The sequence below is a fragment of the Achromobacter veterisilvae genome, from assembly GCF_900496975.1.
GTDB lineage: Bacteria > Pseudomonadota > Gammaproteobacteria > Burkholderiales > Burkholderiaceae_B > Achromobacter > Achromobacter veterisilvae.
Genome location: NZ_UFQC01000029.1, coordinates 47,620 through 64,744, shown reverse-complemented (window position 1 = coordinate 64,744; position 17,125 = coordinate 47,620). Strand labels below are relative to the sequence as shown.

The window sequence follows — 17,125 nt, the reverse complement described above, 5'->3', positions numbered from 1 at the left end:
GAGGGGAGCTTTTTCCCATGCGGGAATCGGATCAGTCGAACGGATTCCACCAGCTCCTGTCGGCCTTCAGGCCGCGCGTGCGGAATTCGCTGTTGGGGAAGTTCTTGTCGTAGACGCGTTGCGAGTCGTTCTTCAGTTCGGTCATGCCGAGCTTGTCGTAGGACTCGACCATCAGATAAAGCGCTTCTTCGGTGGCGGGCGCGCCTTCGAAGTCGGTGATGACGGTCTGCGCGCGGTTGGCGGCGGCCACGTAGGCGCCGCGCTCGTAGTAGTAGCGCGCCACGTGCACTTCATTCATGGCGATGGTGTTGACCAGCCACGCGACGCGCTTTTCCGCGTCGACCGAATACTTGCTGTCCGGATAGCGCTTGATCAGTTCGTTGAAGGCGTCGTAGGAAGCGCGCAGGCCCTTTGGATCGCGCTCGGCGGGATCCTGGCCGGTGATGTTGCTCATGAAGGCGCTGGCCGGCGTGAAGTTGATCAGGCCCTTCAGGTACAGCGCATAGTCGGTGCCGGGATGGTTGGGGTAGAGCTGCTGGAAGCGGTCGATGGCCGCGAGAGCCTGCTCGTTTTCGCCGTCCTTCCAGTTGACGTACGCCAGTTCAAGCAGGGCTTGCTGCGCATACACGCCGAACGGGTAGCGGCTTTCAATCGCGGTCAGGCGTTCGCGGGCTTCCTTCCAGCCACCCGAGGACATTTCCGACTTGGCATCGGCATAGAGCTGTTCGGCGCTCCAGTTCGTGGTCTTGTCGTACTTGTTGTCGGACGAGCCGCAACCGGCGATCGCGACGACGGCAACCAGCGCGATGACCACGCGCAAGATCGGCCCGCTGCGGGAGGCGGGATTCGAGGGAGCTGCGGGGTGGTGAATCACGAGAATCGTATCCTTGGTGGTAGCATGGCAGGCTGATTATATGATTTGTCTCCATGTCTGATACAGCCGCCGGCGCAGATCTCGTTTCCGACGACGAATTCCTGGGTCTTCCCGACGAAAATTCCAGGGGTGAACCGCAACTTGTAACCGTGCCTGACGGTACGCGGGCCGACCGGCTGGACAAGGTGCTGGCGGGGCTGTTGCCCAATCATTCCCGCAGCCGGCTGCAAGGCTGGATCGAGGCCGGCAATGTCCATGTGAACGGCGCGCCCGGCAAGGTCCGGCAGACCGTCGGCCCCGGCGACGAGATCGCCGTATGGCCCCAGCCCGCGCCCGAAACACTGGCCTTCGCGCCCGAACCCGTGGAATTCGCGGTCGTGGACGAAAGCCCCGACTGGATCGTCGTGAACAAGCCCGCCGGGCTGGTCACGCATCCCGGGGCGGGCAACTGGAGCGGCACCCTGCTCAACGGCCTGCTGCACCGCTATCCCGAACTGGCCCAGGTGGCGCGCGCCGGCATCGTGCACCGCCTGGACAAAGACACGTCCGGCCTCATGGTCGTGGCGCGCAACGAGACGGCGCAGACCCATCTCGTGCGCCAATTGCAGGCGCGCAGCATGGGCCGCGAATACGTGGCGCTGGCGCATGGCTGGCTGGCCGGGGCCGGCAAGGTCGACCGCCCGATCGGCCGCGATTCCCGCGTGCCGGTGCGCATGAGCGTGGAACGCCCGGTGGCTCCCAAGCCCGCCGTCACCCACTATGCGCCGGCCCGCCGCGGGCAGGCGGACCCGGGCGGCCGCGTCACCGAAGTGGTGTGCCGCCTGGAAACCGGCCGCACCCACCAGATCCGGGTGCACCTGGCCAGCCTGGGGCATCCGCTGCTGGCCGACACACTCTATGGCGGCAAGAACATCGCGGGCGCGCAGCGGCAGATGCTGCATGCGCGCGCCCTGCATTTCGACGATCCGGGCGGCCGCGGCGAGGCCGAATTCACCGCGGCCCCGCCCGCCGACATGGTCCTGGTACAGGAAAGCATCGCATGGAACGCGTAGCGGCAGGCCTGCCCGTGGTGACCGGCCCGCAATGGGCCGGCGTCAACTATTTCTGCACCACCCGCGCAGGCGGCGCGGGCGTCGCGCCGCACGACACCCTGAACCTGGGCCGCCGCGCCGGCGACGATCCCGGCACGGTCGCGGAGAACCGGCGCCGCGTGCGCGCCGCGGTGCCCGCCGAACCCCTGTGGCTGCGCCAGGTCCATGGCAGCGAAGTCGTGGACGCCGACCGGGCGGACCTGCCGGACGAGCCGGCGGTCGACGCCAGCGTCACCGCGCGCCCCGGCCGCGTCCTGGCCGTCATGGTGGCCGATTGCCTGCCGGTGGTGATCGCCGACGCGGAAGGCAAGGTGCTGGGCGCGGCGCATGCCGGCTGGCGCGGCCTGTCGGGCGGCGTGCTGGAACACACGCTGGCGGCCATGCGGGCCAAGGCGCCGCGGGCCGCGGGCTGGCGCGCATGGGTGGGCCCGGGCATCGGCCCCCAGGCGTTCGAAGTGGGCCAGGACGTGCTGGACGCCTTCGAGGCAGACGATCCGGCCACCCGGCGCTACTTCACGCCGCGGCCGGGCCTCTCCGGAAAATGGCTGGCCGATCTCGCCGGATTGGCCGATTTCCGCCTGCGCCGGGCCGGGGTACAAGAGGTGTCCTTGAGCGGGATGTGCACCGTGGCCGAAGCGGACCGGTTCTTTTCGTACCGGCGCGATAGAGAAACCGGACGCATGGCCTTGCTTGCCTGGCTCGACCCGGTTTGATCCAGCGCAAGGCGGGCGCTTGCGCTTGCTGCGCACCCGGCAGGCCTCCTTGTATACCCGCATTGACAGGCCTGGACCCCGAATGCAACATCAATCGCGTAGTCTCGATAACAAGGTGTCGAAGTGAATGCCAATCTCTCCGCCGCAGGGCCCATTCCGGTGAGCGTGGCACCGGAAGTCCTGGCCGACATCCAGGCTGAATTCTCTCGCGAATGGCAGCGCCTTTGCGATGACGCCCGCCGCGGCGCGCTTGCGCCGCCGCCCGACCGCCGTTTTGCCGGCGAGGCCTGGGCCGCCAATCATTCGCACCTGTTGCTGGCGCATACCTACCTGTTGTCCGCGCGCGCGATGTCGCGCATGGTGGACGCCGCGCAGGTCAGCGAACCGATGCGCGACCGCCTCCGCTTTTCCATCATGCAGTGGGTCGACGCGTTGTCGCCGTCCAATTTCCTGGCGCTGAACCCGGATGCCCAGCAATCCATCGTGGAGAGCGCGGGCCGGGCGCTGAACGAGGGCCTGGCGAACCTGCTCGGCGACGTCAAGAAAGGGCGCATCACGCAGACGGACGAATCGCAGTTCGAGATCGGCCGCAACGTGGCGGTGACGCCCGGCGAAGTCGTATACGAGAACGCGCTGTTCCAGCTCATCCAGTACGCGCCGTCCACCGCCGCCGTGCACGAACGGCCCCTCGTCATCGTGCCGCCGAACATCAACAAGTTCTACATCCTGGACCTGCAGCCCGAGAATTCCTTCGTGCGGCATGCGGTGGACCAGGGCTTCACGGTGTTCCTGGTTTCGTGGCGCAACCCGGTGGCCAGCGATACCGACGGCGTGGACCGCGCCACCTGGTCCGATTATCTCGACAACGCGGTGCTGCAGGCCCTGCGGGTGGCCAGCGACATCGCCAGGCAGCCGCAGGTCAACGCGCTGGGTTTCTGCGTGGGCGGCACCATGCTGGCGTCCGCGCTGGCGCTGGCCGAGGCGCGCGGCGAACATCCCGTGGCCTCGCTGACCCTGCTGACCTCGCTGCTGGATTTCCACGACACCGGCGTCCTGAACGTCTTCGTCGACGAGGCCCACGCGCTGCTGCGCGATCATCAACTGGGCAGCGGCGGGCTGATGCCCGGCCGCGAACTCGCCACCACGTTCTCGTTCCTGCGGCCCAATGAGCTGGTCTGGAACTACGTCGTCGGCAACTACCTCAAGGGCCAGAAGCCGCCCGCCTTCGACCTGCTGTTCTGGAACGGCGACAGCACCAACCTGCCCGGACCTTTCTTTTCCTGGTACTTCCGCAATACCTACCTGGAAAACAACCTGAAGGTGCCGGGCCGGGCGCAAGCCGCGGGCGTGCCGCTGGACCTGACGCGGCTGGAGATGCCGGCGTACATCTTCGGGTCGCGCGAGGACCACATCGTGCCCTGGGTGTCGGCCTATGCGTCCACGCAGGTGCTGCGCGGGCCGCAGCGTTTCGTGCTGGGGGCGTCCGGGCATATCGCCGGCGTGGTGAATCCGCCGGCCAAGAAACGCCGCAGCTACTGGGTGGCCGACGAGCTGGAGCGATCGGGCCAGCATCTGCCGGGCGATCCGAACACGTGGTTCGCGCAGGCGGCCGAGAAGCCCGGCAGTTGGTGGCCGGATTGGGCCGCCTGGCTGGCCGGCCATTCCGGCAAGCAGGTCAAGGCGCGAACGAAGTTAGGCAATGCCCGGCACCGGCCGATAGAACCGGCGCCTGGCAGATATGTGAAAGTCCGGGCCGCCTGAAACCGCGGCTTGCGGTTGGCCCAGGACAGTAAGTTAACCAACGAGGCGTCCGTCGCACACAGGAGGAAATCCAATGAGCGGAAAACTGGCTTACGTTACAGGCGGGATGGGCGGTATCGGCACCTCAATTTGCCAGCGCCTGGCCAAAGATGGCTTTCGCGTGGTGGCAGGCTGCGGCCCCAGCCGCAATTACCAGCAATGGCTGGACGAACAGGCCGCGCAGGGCTATACGTTCTACGCGTCCGTGGGCAACGTATCCGATTGGGAATCCACGGTAGAGGCATTCGAGCGGGTCAAGCGCGACCTGGGCCCGGTCGACGTGCTGGTCAACAACGCGGGCATCACCCGCGACGGCCTGTTCCGCAAGATGAGCGCCGACGATTGGCGCGCGGTCATCGACACCAACCTGAACAGCCTCTTCAACGTGACCAAGCAGGTGATCGAGGACATGGTCGAGCGCCAGTGGGGCCGCATCGTCAACATCAGCTCGGTGAACGGCCAGAAGGGGCAATTCGGCCAGACGAACTACTCCACGGCGAAGGCCGGCATCCATGGCTTCACCATGGCGCTGGCGCAGGAAGTGGCCAGCAAGGGCGTCACGGTGAATACGGTGTCGCCGGGCTACATCGGCACGGACATGGTTCGGGCCATCCGTCCCGACGTCCTGGAAAAGATCGTCGCCACCATTCCCGTGCGCCGCCTGGGCACGCCGGAGGAAATTGCCTCCATTACGTCATGGCTGGCCTCGGATGAGTCCGGCTTTTCGACGGGGGCGGACTTCTCGCTCAACGGCGGCCTGCACATGGGCTGACGCATTGCCGGCCGCCAAGTGGCGGCCGACTGGCGCCGGACGGTCTCGGGGAGAGGGCCGTCCGGCATTACACTTAACCCTATCCGAAGTCTTAGAGATCGCCCGATCCGGGGACAAACATGACGCAAGCACAAACCGGCGCCAGCCTGCGCCTGATTAAAAAGTACCCCAACCGTCGTCTGTACGACACCCGGACCAGCACCTACATCACTCTCGCAGATGTCAAGCAACTGGTCCTGGCGAACGAGGAATTCCAGGTCGTCGACGCCAAGAGCGGGGAAGACCTGACCCGCAGCATCCTGCTGCAGATCATCCTTGAAGAGGAAAGCGGCGGCATGCCCATGTTCTCCTCGAACATGCTGTCGCAGATCATCCGTTTTTATGGCCATGCCATGCAGGGCATCATGGGTTCGTACCTGGAAAAGAACATCCAGGCCTTCATGGAGATCCAGCAGCGGATGGCCGAGCAGTCCAAGGGCCTGTACGGAAGCCAGTTCGGCCCCGAGGCCTGGGCCCAGTTCATGAATGTGCAGACGCCCATGCTGCAGAACATGATGAACAACTACATCGACCAGAGCAAGAACCTGTTCGTGCAGATGCAGGACCAGATGCAGGACCAGACGCGCGCGATGTTCTCGACGTTCCCCTTCACGCCCGGCGGCACGCCGGGCACCGGCCGCAAATAACGGCGCAACCGGGTCCGTCCCCAGATGAACACGCCCCTTCGGGGGCGTTTTTTCGTTTGACCAAACGCAACGATCCGGCGATTTTTCCGTCCCTGGGTTCAGGGATATGTCAGTTGTTTTGGTTACATTAATGAAAACGGTTCTTGTTTATATTTTTGGAACCGCCGTCCCATTCGTGTATCGAGGATTATGCACATGATCAAGAAAGCCTTGGCCCTGGCCATTGTCGCTCTGAGCGTTTCCGCCGCCCATGCGGCCGAATACCCCATCGGCAAACCGGTGGAAAAGGGCGGCATGGAAATCGGCGCCGTGTATTTGCAGCCGATCGAAATGGACCCTCCCGGGATGATGCGTCCCGCCAAGGATTCGGACGTGCACCTCGAGGCCGACATCCACGCGACCGCCGGCAACCAGACGGGCTTTCCCGAGGGCGAATGGGTGCCCTACCTGGTGGTGAAGTACGAGATCCAGAAGGTCGGCAGCCAGAACGTGCAGAAGGGCACCTTCATGCCGATGGTCGCCAACGACGGCCCGCACTACGGCGAGAACGTCAAGCTGGAAGGCCCGGGCAAGTACAAGCTGAAGTACTCGATCCTGCCGCCGACCGCGGACAAGATGAGCCACTTCGGCCGCCACGTCGACAAGGAAACCGGCGTGGGCCCCTGGTTCGAACCCTTCGACCTGGAATATGAATTCGTCTTTGCCGGCACCGGCAAGAAGGGCGGTTACTGATCGTGAGCCGCCTGCTTCGCGTTGCCGCCGCATTGCTGATCGGCCTGGCCGGCCTGGCCGGCCTGGCCGGCACGGCGCCCGCGCAGGCGGACGAGTTGCCGACCTTCACGCTGAAGTTCAAGCCCGACGGCACGTTCGAGCCCGCCACCCTGGAAGTGCCGGCGGGCCGTTTCAAGATCGAGCTCATCAACGAGAGCAACGAGCCGGTGGAATTCGAGAGCATTCCGCTGCGCAAGGAGAAAGTCCTGGGGCCGGGGGTGAAGTCCTTCGTCGTGATCACCATTTCGCGCCCGGGCGAGTATCCCTTCTTTGACGACTTTCACCAGAGCGTGAAAGGCACCTTGGTCGTCAAGCCCAAGGAATAACGCGGTAGCAATACATGGAACAGGTCCTTTTCATAGTCTGGCGTGAAAGCGTCGAAGCCATGCTGGTGGTGGGCATCCTGTACACCTGGCTGCGCTCCACGCCCGAAGGCAAGCGCGGGCTCAACTACCTGTGGGGCGGCGTCGTGGCGGGCCTGGCGCTGGCCGTGGCGCTGGCGCTGGTGCTGCTGGGCGTGTCGTCCTGGCTCAGCGACGAAGGCCAGGAGTGGTTCCAGGCCATCATGTCGCTGGCCGCGTGCGTGCTGGTGGTGCAGATGGTCGTCTGGATGAAGAAGCACGGCCGCACGCTCAAGGGCGAACTCGAAAGCGGCGCGCGGGCTTCCGTCGCCAGCGACAACTGGTGGGGCCTGTTCGTGCTCGTGGCCATCGCCGTGGCCCGCGAAGGCAGCGAGACGGTGGTGTTCCTGTACGGCACCGTGTCCGCGGGCGACGGCGGCAGCGGCATGCTGATGCTGGCGCTGGCCGGCGTCGCGGGTTTCCTCGTGGCGCTGCTGACGTTCTGGCTGCTGCAACTGGGCGGCAAGCTCATTACCTGGCGCCGGTTCTTCCGCGTGACCGAAATCCTGCTCCTGCTGCTGGCCGGTTCGCTGCTGGTGGGTGGCCTGGACCACCTGATTTCGCTGGACGTCCTGCCCACCATCGTCGATCCGATCTGGGACAGTTCGTGGCTATTGAGCGACAGTACCGGCGTCGGCAAGGTCCTGGCCGACTTCGCCGGCTACCGCGCCCTGCCTGCGCTGACCTCGGTGCTGCTGTGGGTGGCATACTGGGCGATCGTCTGGGCGCTGCTGCGCTGGGTGGGCGGCAAAGCCGCCCCGGCGGCGGCCGCGGCCCGCGGCGCGTCCTGATCCGCACTTTTGCCGGACTGAATATTTGAAGGTTTGACCATGGCTGCTGTACTCGGGAGGGCAACCTCCCGTATCGCCGACTTCCTCCGTGACCATGCCCCGCTGTTGCGCAAGCTGCAGTGGGGCATTGTCGCGATGTACGCGTTTCTTCTGATCGTGCCCGCGGTCCTGCCCCTGCCGGACAACGCGTCCTCGGTGTTCAACAACCTGACGATCGTCGCGCAGTTCGCGTTCTGGGGTGTGTGGTGGCCGTTCGTGCTGATTTCCATGCCGATCCTGGGCCGCGCCTGGTGCGGCTGGCTATGCCCCGAGGGCATGCTGACGGAATGGGCCAGCGAACGCGGCAAGGGGCTGGCGATCCCGAAATGGATGCGCTGGGGCGGCTGGCCTTTCGTGGCGTTCGCGCTGACGACCGTCTACGGGCAGCTCGTCAGCGTGTACCAGTACCCGCTGGCGGTGCTGGCGGTGCTGGGCGGGTCCACGGTGGCGGCCATGATCGTCGGCTGGCGCTATGGCCGCAGCAAGCGGGTGTGGTGCAAGTACCTGTGCCCGGTCAACGGCGTGTTCAACCTGCTGGCCAAGCTGGCGCCCTGGCACTTCAAGGTCGACGAAGAAAAGTGGCGCCATCCCGTCATCCGCATCGAACCCATCAACTGTGCGCCGCTGGTGCCGCTGCGCCACATGAAAGGCGCCGGCGATTGCCACGTCTGTGGACGCTGCAGCGGCTACCGCGGCGCGATCGCGCTGACGCCGCGTTCGCCCGAAGAGGAAATCGTCCGCGTCGCGCAGGGCGATCCCTGGCAGACGGCGCTGCTGTGCTTCGGCCTGATGGGCATCGCGATCGGCGCCTTCCTCTGGAGCGCCAGCCCCTGGTACGTGACCGCCAAGCAGTGGGCCGCGACGTGGCTGGTGGAGCACGACATCCTGTGGCCGCTGATGGACAACGCGCCCTGGTTCATCCTGACGCATTACCCGGAAGTGAACGACAGCTTTTCCTGGCTGGACGGCGCCGGCATCCTGATGTTCGTCGTCGGCGCCACGGTCTGCGTCGGGGGCGCGAGCTTCCTGTCGCTGTGGATCGCCGACCGCCTGGCGCCGGCCGCGGCCGTGCCGGGGACGGCCGCCGGACGCTGGGGCCGGCCGGGCCTGCACAAGCTGGCCCAGGCCCTGATCCCGTCCGCCGGCATCGGCGTGTTCCTGGGCCTCTCGGCCACCACGGTCAACCTGCTCAAGCACGAAGGCGTGCAGGCCGCGTGGGCCGCGCCCGTGCGCTTCACCCTGCTCAGTCTGGCGGTGCTGTGGACGCTGCGCCTGTATGCGCGCCTGCTGAAGCCGCGCGAAGCCAGCGCCCTGCGCAAAGGCCTGGCATGGCTGGTGCTGCTGGCGGGCCTGGCGCCGTTCTGTCTGGCCTGGGTGCTGTTCTTCGCGGTCTGGTAGCCCCATGGCCTCTTACGCGTTCCGCCTGCTCAACGTTTTCGCTTCCGGGCCCTTCAGCGGCAACCAGCTCTGCGTGTTCGAAGACGCGCGCGGCATGGACGACGCCACCATGCTGAATCTGGCGGTGCAATTCAATCTGTCCGAAACCACTTTCATCCTGCCTTCGGACCGGGCGGACGCGCGGGTGCGCATCTTCACGCCCGGCTACGAGATGAAGTTCGCGGGCCATCCCACCATCGGCACCGCGCAGGTCGTGCGCGACCTGCTCAAGTCCGGTGATGCGCTGGCGCTGGAATTCGCGGCCGGCATCGTGCCGGTCACGGCCCGGGGCGATGCCTGGACCTTCACCGCGCCCTGTCCGGACGGCGTGCGCACCGCGCAGCCCGCGCTGGGCCGGGCGGAGATCGCCAGCCTGGCGGGCCTGGACCCTGCTGACCTGCTGGACGATCCGGTGTGGGTGGACACGGGCGCCGACCAACTGCTGGTGCCGCTTGCCAGCGTGGACGCCGTGCGCCGCGCCGCGCCCGACGCGGCCCGGCTGGATCGTTGGCAGGCCAACAGCCTGGGCCGCAAGATCCTGTATGTCTTTGCGTTCGACGACGGCAGGACGCAGGACGGGCGGCAGGTCGCGGTGGCCCGGTACTTCTATGCCAAGGCGGGCGGCGGGGTGAACGAGGACGCCGGCACGGGGTCGGCCTGCGCCAACCTGGGCGGGTGGTTGCGGCACCGGGGCCACGCCTTGCCCGCCAGCATCCTGGTCGAGCAGGGCGACCTGATCGGCAGGCCATGCCGGCTGCTGCTGGACGTCCTGGCCGACGGGCGGATCCAGGTGGGCGGGCGGGCGCTGGAGATCGGCCGGGGCGCGGTGGACGTCTGAGGACGCGCGGCCTCTCCAGACAAAGCCCCGCAAAAAAAAAGACGGCGCCCGCGTATGCGGGCGCCGTTTCTGCTTCGGGGCCGGCCCGAAGCGGTACAAGCTTTATTGCTTGTTCTTGGCGGGGTCGACCTTGATGTTGTTCATCACCTGCTTCACGCCTTCGACGCCTCGCGTCACGGTAGCCGCATGATCGGCCTCGGCGGCGGTGCCCACGGTGCCGGTCAGCGTCGTGATGCCCTCATTGGTTTCCACGGCGATATCGAGGGCGCTCAGTTGCTTGTCGGCCACGAAGGCGGCCTTGACCTTGGTGGTCACGGTGGCGTCGGACGCGTATTCACCCACGGACTGTTTCGGCTTGCCGTCATCGGCGGCAAAGGCGATGGAAGTGAAGGCAGCGCCCGTGCCCAGTGCGGCGGCGGCGATCAGCTTGCGAAATTCCATAGTCATGCTCCTTGTTGGTGTGGTTCAGCGCGTTCGGGACGCAGCGGTTGTCGGGAGATCTTGGGGTACGGGTTCTATTTCTTGCGGAATGCGCCGCCCAGAATGGACAGCAGCGCCAGTACCAGGAAGACGAAGAACAGGATCTTGGCGATGCCCGCGGCGCCGGCGGCGATGCCGCCGAAACCCAGGACGGCCGCGATGATGGCAATGACGAAGAAAACTACGGCGTAGTGCAGCATGTCAGCTTCTCCTGGTGGTTGGCGGGGTCAGGGATTGCCGTCGAAGAAGTCGCGGACTTCTTTCTCCGCCTGTTCCCTGGTCTTGCCATAGCGCTCCTGGATCAGGCCCGCCAGGCGTTCGGCGTTGCCTTCCGTGCGGGTCAGCTCGTCGTCGGTGAGTTCGCCCCAGGCCGCCTTGGCCTTGCCTGCCAGTTGCTTCCATTTGCCAGCGATAACGTCGTTGTTCATGGTGACCTCTCCGTTTGCGTGCGGCGGTGGGTTCGTGGCCTGCGAACCTTGCCCCCGCGGTTTTGAGTGGGACACTGATCAGCCGGGCCTGCCTGCGTTGCGGCTGCTTTCGCGCCAGGCCCAGGTCTTCAACGTACGAGCCCCCGGCGAGGCCTGTCAAACCTTGCTGTGGGCAAATGTAACGGTGCTTCCCGGGCGGAAAAGCGCGTTTTCAGGCGGGCAGGGGTTGCAGGCGCACTAAGGGCGGACGTTACATTCCAGCAACGTCTTGTCCGCTTTTGCGGGGGGCTGGTAACGGGATCTGCGGGCGGGCGCGGGCAGGGCGCGCGCCGCGGCGGTATAGTCGTGGCGGAACCCGCAGGGCGGTTCGATCACCAGGAACGGGAGAGAGGCACGCATGACGCAACGACTTTGCAGCGCGATCTTGTTGACGCTGGCCGCGCTGGCGGCGGTGGGATGCACGCACGTGACGGACAGGTACCAGGCCGCGGCGCCCGCCGTGGCGGCCAGTAGCTGAGCCGGCGGACGCCGCGCAAACATGGAAACGGGGCGCCCAGGGGCGCCCCGTTTCCTATTGGGCCGCCGCCGGGGCGGCTCAGGCCTGCGCGATGCGGCTTGCGATGTGCGCCAGCGCTTCTTCCACCTGGTCCACCAGGATCAGGCACAGGTCGCCGGGAGCAAGCCGGGCCAGGGCGGTGTCGATCGCCAGGAACTCGCCGTGGATTTCCTCGACGTGCTTGCTGCGGGTGGCGTTGGCCAGGCCCAACTGAAGCAGCGCCAGCACCTCGCCGTCGGCGCGGCCGCGCTGGCACTGGTCCTGGTAGAGCACCACGTCGTCGAAGGCTTCGCCGAGAATCTCGGTCTGCATGCGGATGTCTTCGTCGCGCCGGTCGCCCGCGCCGCTGATGACGACGGAGCGGCGCCTGGCGGGCATGGCGTCCACCGCGCGGACCAGCGCGAGGATCGCGTCGGGATTGTGGCCGTAGTCCGCGATCACCGTGGCGCCGCGGTAATCGAACACGTTGAAGCGCCCGGGTGCGGTCTGCGCATCGTTGACGAAGGTGGCCAGGCCGCGGCGGATGACGTCCTGGTCCAGGCCCAGCGCCCAGGCCGCGGCGATCGAGGCCATGGCGTTCTCGACCTGGAAGGTGATCGCGCCGTCGCGGGTGAGGGGAATGCCGGCCAGCGGGTAGCGGATTTCTTCGGCGCCCTGCGCGGCCACGATCGCGTCGCCGTCGCGGTACACGGCGCGCAGGCCCTGGGCGCGATGCGTCGCCATCACGGGATGGTTGCGGTCCTCGGCGAAATACGTGATCGAGCCCGGGCAACTGGCGGCCATTTCGGCCACGATGGGATCGGCCGCGTTCAGGACCGCGGTGCCCGTGGGATGCACGTGCTGCACGATCACGCGCTTGACCACGGCCAGGTCTTCCACCGTGCTGATGTAGCCCAGGCCCAGGTGGTCGCCCATGCCGATGTTCGTGACGATGGCCACGTTGCAGCGGTCGAACGCCAGCCCTTCGCGCAGGATGCCGCCGCGCGCGGTCTCGAACACGGCCGCGTCCACGTCCGGATGCATGAGCACGCTGCGGGCGCTGCGCGGGCCGCTGCAGTCGCCCGTATCGATGCGCAGGCCGTTCACGTAGACGCCGTCGGAATTCGTCATGCCGACGCGGTTGCCGGCCGCGCCCAGCAGATGGGCGGTCAGCCGCACCGTGGTCGTCTTGCCGTTGGTGCCAGCCACCGCCACCACCGGAATGCGGCCGTCGTCGCCGTCGGCGTACATGTTGGCGATGATGGCCTCGCCCACCGGGCGGCCCTTGCCGAACGACGGGTTCAGGTGCATGCGCAGGCCGGGCGCGGCATTCACTTCCACCACGCCGCCATGCTGGTCCTCGAGCGGATACAGCACGCTTTCGGCCACCACGTCCACGCCGCAGATGTCCAGTCCGATCATGCGGGCCGCGGACACCGCGCGCGCCGCCATCTCGGGATGCACCTCGTCGGTCACGTCGGTGGCCGATCCGCCGGTGCTCAGGTTGGCGTTGTTGCGCAGGAAGATCAGCGTGCCGGCGGGCGGCACGGAGTCGGCGTCGAAGCCCTGCTTCTTGAGCGTGGCCAGGGCGATGTCGTCGAAGCGGATCTTGGTCAGCGAGGTCGCGTGGCCGTCGCCGCGCAGCGGGTCGGCGTTGACCTGCTCCACCAATTGGCGGATGGTCTGCTGCCCGTCGCCCGTGACCTGCGGCGGATCGCGGCGCGACGCCGCCACCAGCGCGCCGCCCACCACCAGCAGGCGGAAATCGTGGCCGGGGATATAGCGCTCAACGATGACTTCCGAGCTGATTTCCTCGGCGGCTTCGAAGGCCTGGATCACGCGTTCGCGCGTTTCGATGTTGACGGCGACGCCGCGCCCCTGGCTGCCGTCGCGCGGCTTGACGACCACCGGGCCGCCCAGTTCCTGGGCCGCGGCCCAGGCTTCCTCGGCGGTGGTGACCGAACGCCCCATCGGCACCGGCACGCCGGCGGCGTCCAGCAGCATTTTCGTCAGGTCCTTGTCCTGCGCGATGGACTCGGAGATGGCGCTGGTCAGGTCCGTTTCGGCGGCCTGGATGCGGCGCTGCCTGCTGCCCCAGCCGAACTGCACCATGCTGCCTTGCGTCAGGCGGCGGTAGGGGATGTTGCGCGCGACGGCGGCGTTCACGATGGAGCCGGTGCTGGGCCCCAGGCGCACGTCTTCGTCCAGGTCGCGCAGGCGCTTCAGCGCGTCGGCCAGGTCGAACGGCGCGTCGTCCAGCGCGGCGCGCACCAGCACCTGGGCCAGTTCCATCGCCAGCCTGCCGACCTCTTCCTCGCTGTATTCCACCACCACCTGGAACACGCCCGGCTCGATGGTGGAGGCGGTGCGGCCGAACGTGACGGGGCAGCCGGCGTGCGCCTGCATCGTCAGCGCGGCGATCTGCAGCACGTGCGCGATGGACACCGCGTCCTGGTGGCCTTCGGGGCGCAGCAGCCCGGTCTGCGGCAGCCGCGCGCGCAGGCGCGCTTCGAATTCCGGCAGGTTGTCGATGGAGCATTCGGCGTCGGCGCAAGAGACGATGGCCTCGATCGCCGTGTTCTTGCTCCACAGGTTGGGGCCGCGCAGTGCTCGGATACGGGAAACTTCCATGGCAGGTATTCCTGTCTAGCTCACGGCGCGCCCGCGCTCTGGCGGGGCGCGCGGATATTGTCAGTATTGCTGAATCCAGCGGCGGACCAGGTCGATGGTGGGGCCGGAGAACGCCTCGTCCGATTGCAGCAGGACGAAGTCGCCCGCCGCGATGCCGTTGAGCTGGCTTTCGATGGCCTTGCCGTGGTCGGGCTCTTCCTGGACTTCCTTCACGCGGGCGCCTTGCGCCAGGCCCTGGCGCAGCAGCGCGCGCGCCTGGCCCGCCGGGCGCTTGCTGCGCACGGTGAGGTCGTCGTAGAGCACGACGCGGTCGAACGCGTCGCCCAGCAGCTTGCCCTGCTCGATCAGGTCCTGGTCGCGCCGGTCGGCGCCGCCCGAATAGACGGCGGCGCGCAAGGTCGCCGGGAACTGGTCGATCGCGGCGATCAGCGGACGCAGCGCCGAGGCGTTGTGCACGTCGTCCACCACCACGGTGCTGCCGTTGCGTTCGAACAGCGTGAATTGCCACGGCGCGTCGGCCTGGTCGATATCGAAGGTTTCGATGCCGGCGCGGATCAGTTCGACCGGGATGTCCAGCGCCCAGGCCGCGCCCACCGCGGCCAGCACGTTCTCGACCTGGAAGGCCACGCGCCCGCCATGGGTCAGCGGAATGGCGGCCACGGCGGCGAGCCTTTCCTCGCGGGTTCCCTGCGCCAGCACGATGCCGCCGTCGCGCACGAACACCGCGCGGCCGTCCTGCAGCAGGTGTTCGGCGATGGCGGGCAGGGCGGGGTCGATGCCGAAGAAGATCACGGCGCCGTCGCACAGCTCGGCCATCTCCACCACGCGCGGATCGCGCGCGTTCAGCACGGCCGCGCCGGTCGGCAGCACCACGTCGACCTGGGTGCGGAACACATTGAACATGCGGTCCGTTTCGTTGATGTCGAAATCGCCCAGATGGTCGGCGTCGTCGATATTGGTGACCACGCCCACCTGGCAGCGGTCGTAGGACAGGCCCTGGCCCAGGATCACGCCGCTGTCGTTTTCGATGACGGCGGCGTCCAGGTTGCGGTTCATCAGCAGGCGCGTGCCCGAGTCGAAATCGGCGCGGTCGCCTTTCTGCACCAGGCGGCGGTCGAGGTAGAGGCCTTCGCTGCAAGCCAGGCCGGTGCGCTTGCCCGACAGGTACAGCAGGCGGGCCACCAGGCGCGCCACGACGGTCTTGCCGTTGGTGCCGGCCACGCCCACGATGGGGATGCGGCCGGTGTCGCCGTCGGGGAACAGGTGGTCGACGATGGCGCGGCCCACGGGGCGCGGCGCGCCGTCGGCCGGCTTCAAGTGCATCAGCAGGCCGGGGCCGGCATTGACCTCGACGATGGCGCCGCGCTGCTCGTCCAGCGGGCGGGAGATGTCCTCGGCCACCAGGTCCACGCCGGCGATGTCCAGGCCCACGATGCGCGCGGCCAGGGTCACGGTGGCCGCGACGCTGGGATGCACGCGGTCGGTCACGTCGAAGGCGACGTTGCCGCTGCGCTGCACCAGCACGCGCTGGCCCTCGGGCGGAATGCCGTCTTCGGACAGGCCCTGGCGCGCGATCTCCAGCCGGGCGGCCGAATCCAGGCGAACCGGGTTCAGCGGGTGGTTCTCGGTGCGGCCGCGTCGCGGATCGGTGTTGATCTGGCTGTCGATCAGTTCGATGATGGTGGACTTGCCGTCGCCCGTCACCCAGGCGGGCTCGCCGGCGGCGGCGGCCACCATGCGGTCGCCCACGACCAGCAGGCGGTGCTCGTTGCCCAGCACGAAGCGCTCGACGATCACGCCGCTGCCTTCGTCGACGGCCACGCGGTAGGCCGACACCACTTCCTCGCGGGTGGTCAGGTTGGTGAACACGCCGCGGCCGTGGTTGCCGTCATAGGGCTTCACGACCACGGGCAGGCCGATGTCCTCGGCCGCTTCCCAGGCGTCTTCCTCGCTCTCGACCAGGCGGCCTTCGGGCACGGGCACGCCGCAGGTCGACAGCAGTTCCTTGGTCAGGTCCTTGTCGCGCGAGATGCCCTCGGCGATGGCGCTGGTGCGGTCGGTTTCGGCGGTCCAGATGCGGCGCTGGGCCGACCCGTAGCCGAACTGCACGAGGTTGCCCTCGAACAGCCGGATATAGGGGATGTCGCGGTCGTCGGCCGCGTCCACGATGCAGGCGGTGCTGGGGCCCAGGCAGTGCCTGTCGATCAGGCCGCGCAGCTTCGAGACGGTGGCGGGGACGTCGAAAGGACGGTCTTCGATGGCGGCCATGACCAGGTCGCGGGCTTCGTTCAGGGCGGCGCGGGTGACCTGTTCCTGCCAGGCGCGCACGACGACCTTGTAGACGCCGCGGGTGGAGGTCTCGCGGGCCTTGCCGAAGCCGCCGCGCAGCCCGGCCAGGTTCTGCAGTTCCAGCGTGACGTGTTCGAGAATGTGGCCCGGCCAGGTGCCTTCCTTCACGCGGGACAGGAACCCGCCCCGCACCCCCGGACTGCAGCGGTGCTCGATCAGCGTGGGCAGCCATGCGGTCAGGCGTTCGTAGAAGCCCGGGATGGTGTTGGAGGGGTAGTCTTCCAGCTCACCGATATCCACCCATGCTTCCAGGACCGGGCGATACGTCCAAATGTTCGGGCCGCGCAAAGCCACGACATCGAGAAATTCAATGTCTTTCTTTTTCATGTTTTAATTTGCTGAAGAAGCAGGTTGGCACGCGCGGACGCCCCTATGCAAGACCGCGAATTTATTGGGGTTGCGACTTTAGAATAATGCCAACGAGTGGGGGATCCCAGATATTCCTAATTAGAAAAATCGGCTGATACTATACGACGCCTTCAAGGCGTG

General features: G+C 67.1%; 16 protein-coding genes. 10 read left to right on the top strand and 6 right to left on the bottom strand.

Annotation, left to right across the window (positions count from 1 at the left end):
* Nucleotides 1-31: 31 nt before the first annotated feature.
* Entirely contained in the window at nt 32-820 is a 789-nt protein-coding gene (locus tag AVE30378_RS23165) for an outer membrane protein assembly factor BamD (protein WP_129243907.1), read from the bottom strand.
* A gap of 107 nt (nt 821-927) precedes the next feature.
* On the opposite strand from AVE30378_RS23165, the gene AVE30378_RS23160 reads away from it, so the two are divergent.
* The 10 genes from AVE30378_RS23160 (at nt 928) to AVE30378_RS23115 (ending at nt 10,213) form a co-directional block, all read left to right on the top strand.
* Nucleotides 928-1,926 carry an RluA family pseudouridine synthase gene (locus AVE30378_RS23160; protein WP_129243867.1) on the top strand — a complete coding sequence of 333 codons (999 nt, stop codon included), beginning with the start codon at nt 928-930 and terminating at the stop codon, nt 1,924-1,926.
* Complete coding sequence (gene pgeF / locus AVE30378_RS23155) at nt 1,914-2,678, top strand: peptidoglycan editing factor PgeF (RefSeq protein WP_129243863.1); 765 nt, start codon at nt 1,914-1,916, stop codon at nt 2,676-2,678. Before AVE30378_RS23160 ends, pgeF begins: the two co-directional genes overlap by 13 nt.
* Before the next feature lie 123 nt (nt 2,679-2,801).
* Nucleotides 2,802-4,439, top strand: a complete 1,638-nt coding sequence (gene phaC, locus AVE30378_RS23150; protein WP_129243860.1) for a class I poly(R)-hydroxyalkanoic acid synthase — start codon at nt 2,802-2,804, stop codon at nt 4,437-4,439.
* A 73-nt stretch (nt 4,440-4,512) separates the two neighbouring features.
* Nucleotides 4,513-5,250: an acetoacetyl-CoA reductase gene (gene phbB / locus AVE30378_RS23145; RefSeq protein WP_129243857.1), complete on the top strand. Its 738-nt coding sequence runs from the start codon at nt 4,513-4,515 to the stop codon at nt 5,248-5,250.
* Nucleotides 5,251-5,369: 119 nt separating this feature from the next.
* Entirely contained in the window at nt 5,370-5,936 is a 567-nt protein-coding gene (gene phaR / locus AVE30378_RS23140; RefSeq protein ID WP_129243854.1) for a polyhydroxyalkanoate synthesis repressor PhaR, read from the top strand.
* Nucleotides 5,937-6,131: 195 nt separating this feature from the next.
* A complete protein-coding gene (locus tag AVE30378_RS23135; protein WP_129243850.1) occupies nt 6,132-6,668 on the top strand; it encodes an iron transporter in 537 nt (178 codons plus the stop codon).
* Nucleotides 6,669-6,670: 2 nt separating this feature from the next.
* The gene (locus tag AVE30378_RS23130; RefSeq protein ID WP_425265790.1) at nt 6,671-7,033 is read left to right on the top strand and encodes a cupredoxin domain-containing protein; all 363 of its coding nucleotides are present in this window, start codon (nt 6,671-6,673) and stop codon (nt 7,031-7,033) included.
* Between the two features lie 14 nt (nt 7,034-7,047).
* Entirely contained in the window at nt 7,048-7,899 is an 852-nt protein-coding gene (locus tag AVE30378_RS23125) for an FTR1 family iron permease (RefSeq protein WP_129243846.1), read from the top strand.
* Between the two features lie 39 nt (nt 7,900-7,938).
* Nucleotides 7,939-9,336 (top strand): 4Fe-4S binding protein, encoded by a 1,398-nt coding sequence (locus tag AVE30378_RS23120; protein WP_129243843.1) that lies wholly within the window; start codon nt 7,939-7,941, stop codon nt 9,334-9,336.
* Nucleotides 9,337-9,340: 4 nt separating this feature from the next.
* Nucleotides 9,341-10,213, top strand: a complete 873-nt coding sequence (locus AVE30378_RS23115; protein WP_129243840.1) for a PhzF family phenazine biosynthesis protein — start codon at nt 9,341-9,343, stop codon at nt 10,211-10,213.
* 102 nt (nt 10,214-10,315) lie between these two features.
* Here AVE30378_RS23115 and AVE30378_RS23110 read toward each other — a convergent pair whose 3' ends face one another.
* The 5 genes from AVE30378_RS23110 to cphA (AVE30378_RS23090) form a co-directional block, all read right to left on the bottom strand.
* Entirely contained in the window at nt 10,316-10,654 is a 339-nt protein-coding gene (locus AVE30378_RS23110) for a BON domain-containing protein (RefSeq protein WP_129243837.1), read from the bottom strand.
* 74 nt (nt 10,655-10,728) lie between these two features.
* The gene (locus AVE30378_RS23105) at nt 10,729-10,893 is read right to left on the bottom strand and encodes a DUF1328 domain-containing protein (RefSeq protein ID WP_006389411.1); all 165 of its coding nucleotides are present in this window, start codon (nt 10,891-10,893) and stop codon (nt 10,729-10,731) included.
* Between the two features lie 27 nt (nt 10,894-10,920).
* Nucleotides 10,921-11,121, bottom strand: a complete 201-nt coding sequence (locus AVE30378_RS23100; RefSeq protein WP_129243834.1) for a CsbD family protein — start codon at nt 11,119-11,121, stop codon at nt 10,921-10,923.
* Between the two features lie 595 nt (nt 11,122-11,716).
* Complete coding sequence (gene cphA / locus AVE30378_RS23095) at nt 11,717-14,287, bottom strand: cyanophycin synthetase (protein ID WP_129243831.1); 2,571 nt, start codon at nt 14,285-14,287, stop codon at nt 11,717-11,719.
* A gap of 60 nt (nt 14,288-14,347) precedes the next feature.
* The gene (gene cphA / locus AVE30378_RS23090) at nt 14,348-16,963 is read right to left on the bottom strand and encodes a cyanophycin synthetase (RefSeq protein ID WP_129243828.1); all 2,616 of its coding nucleotides are present in this window, start codon (nt 16,961-16,963) and stop codon (nt 14,348-14,350) included.
* Nucleotides 16,964-17,125 lie beyond the last annotated feature (162 nt).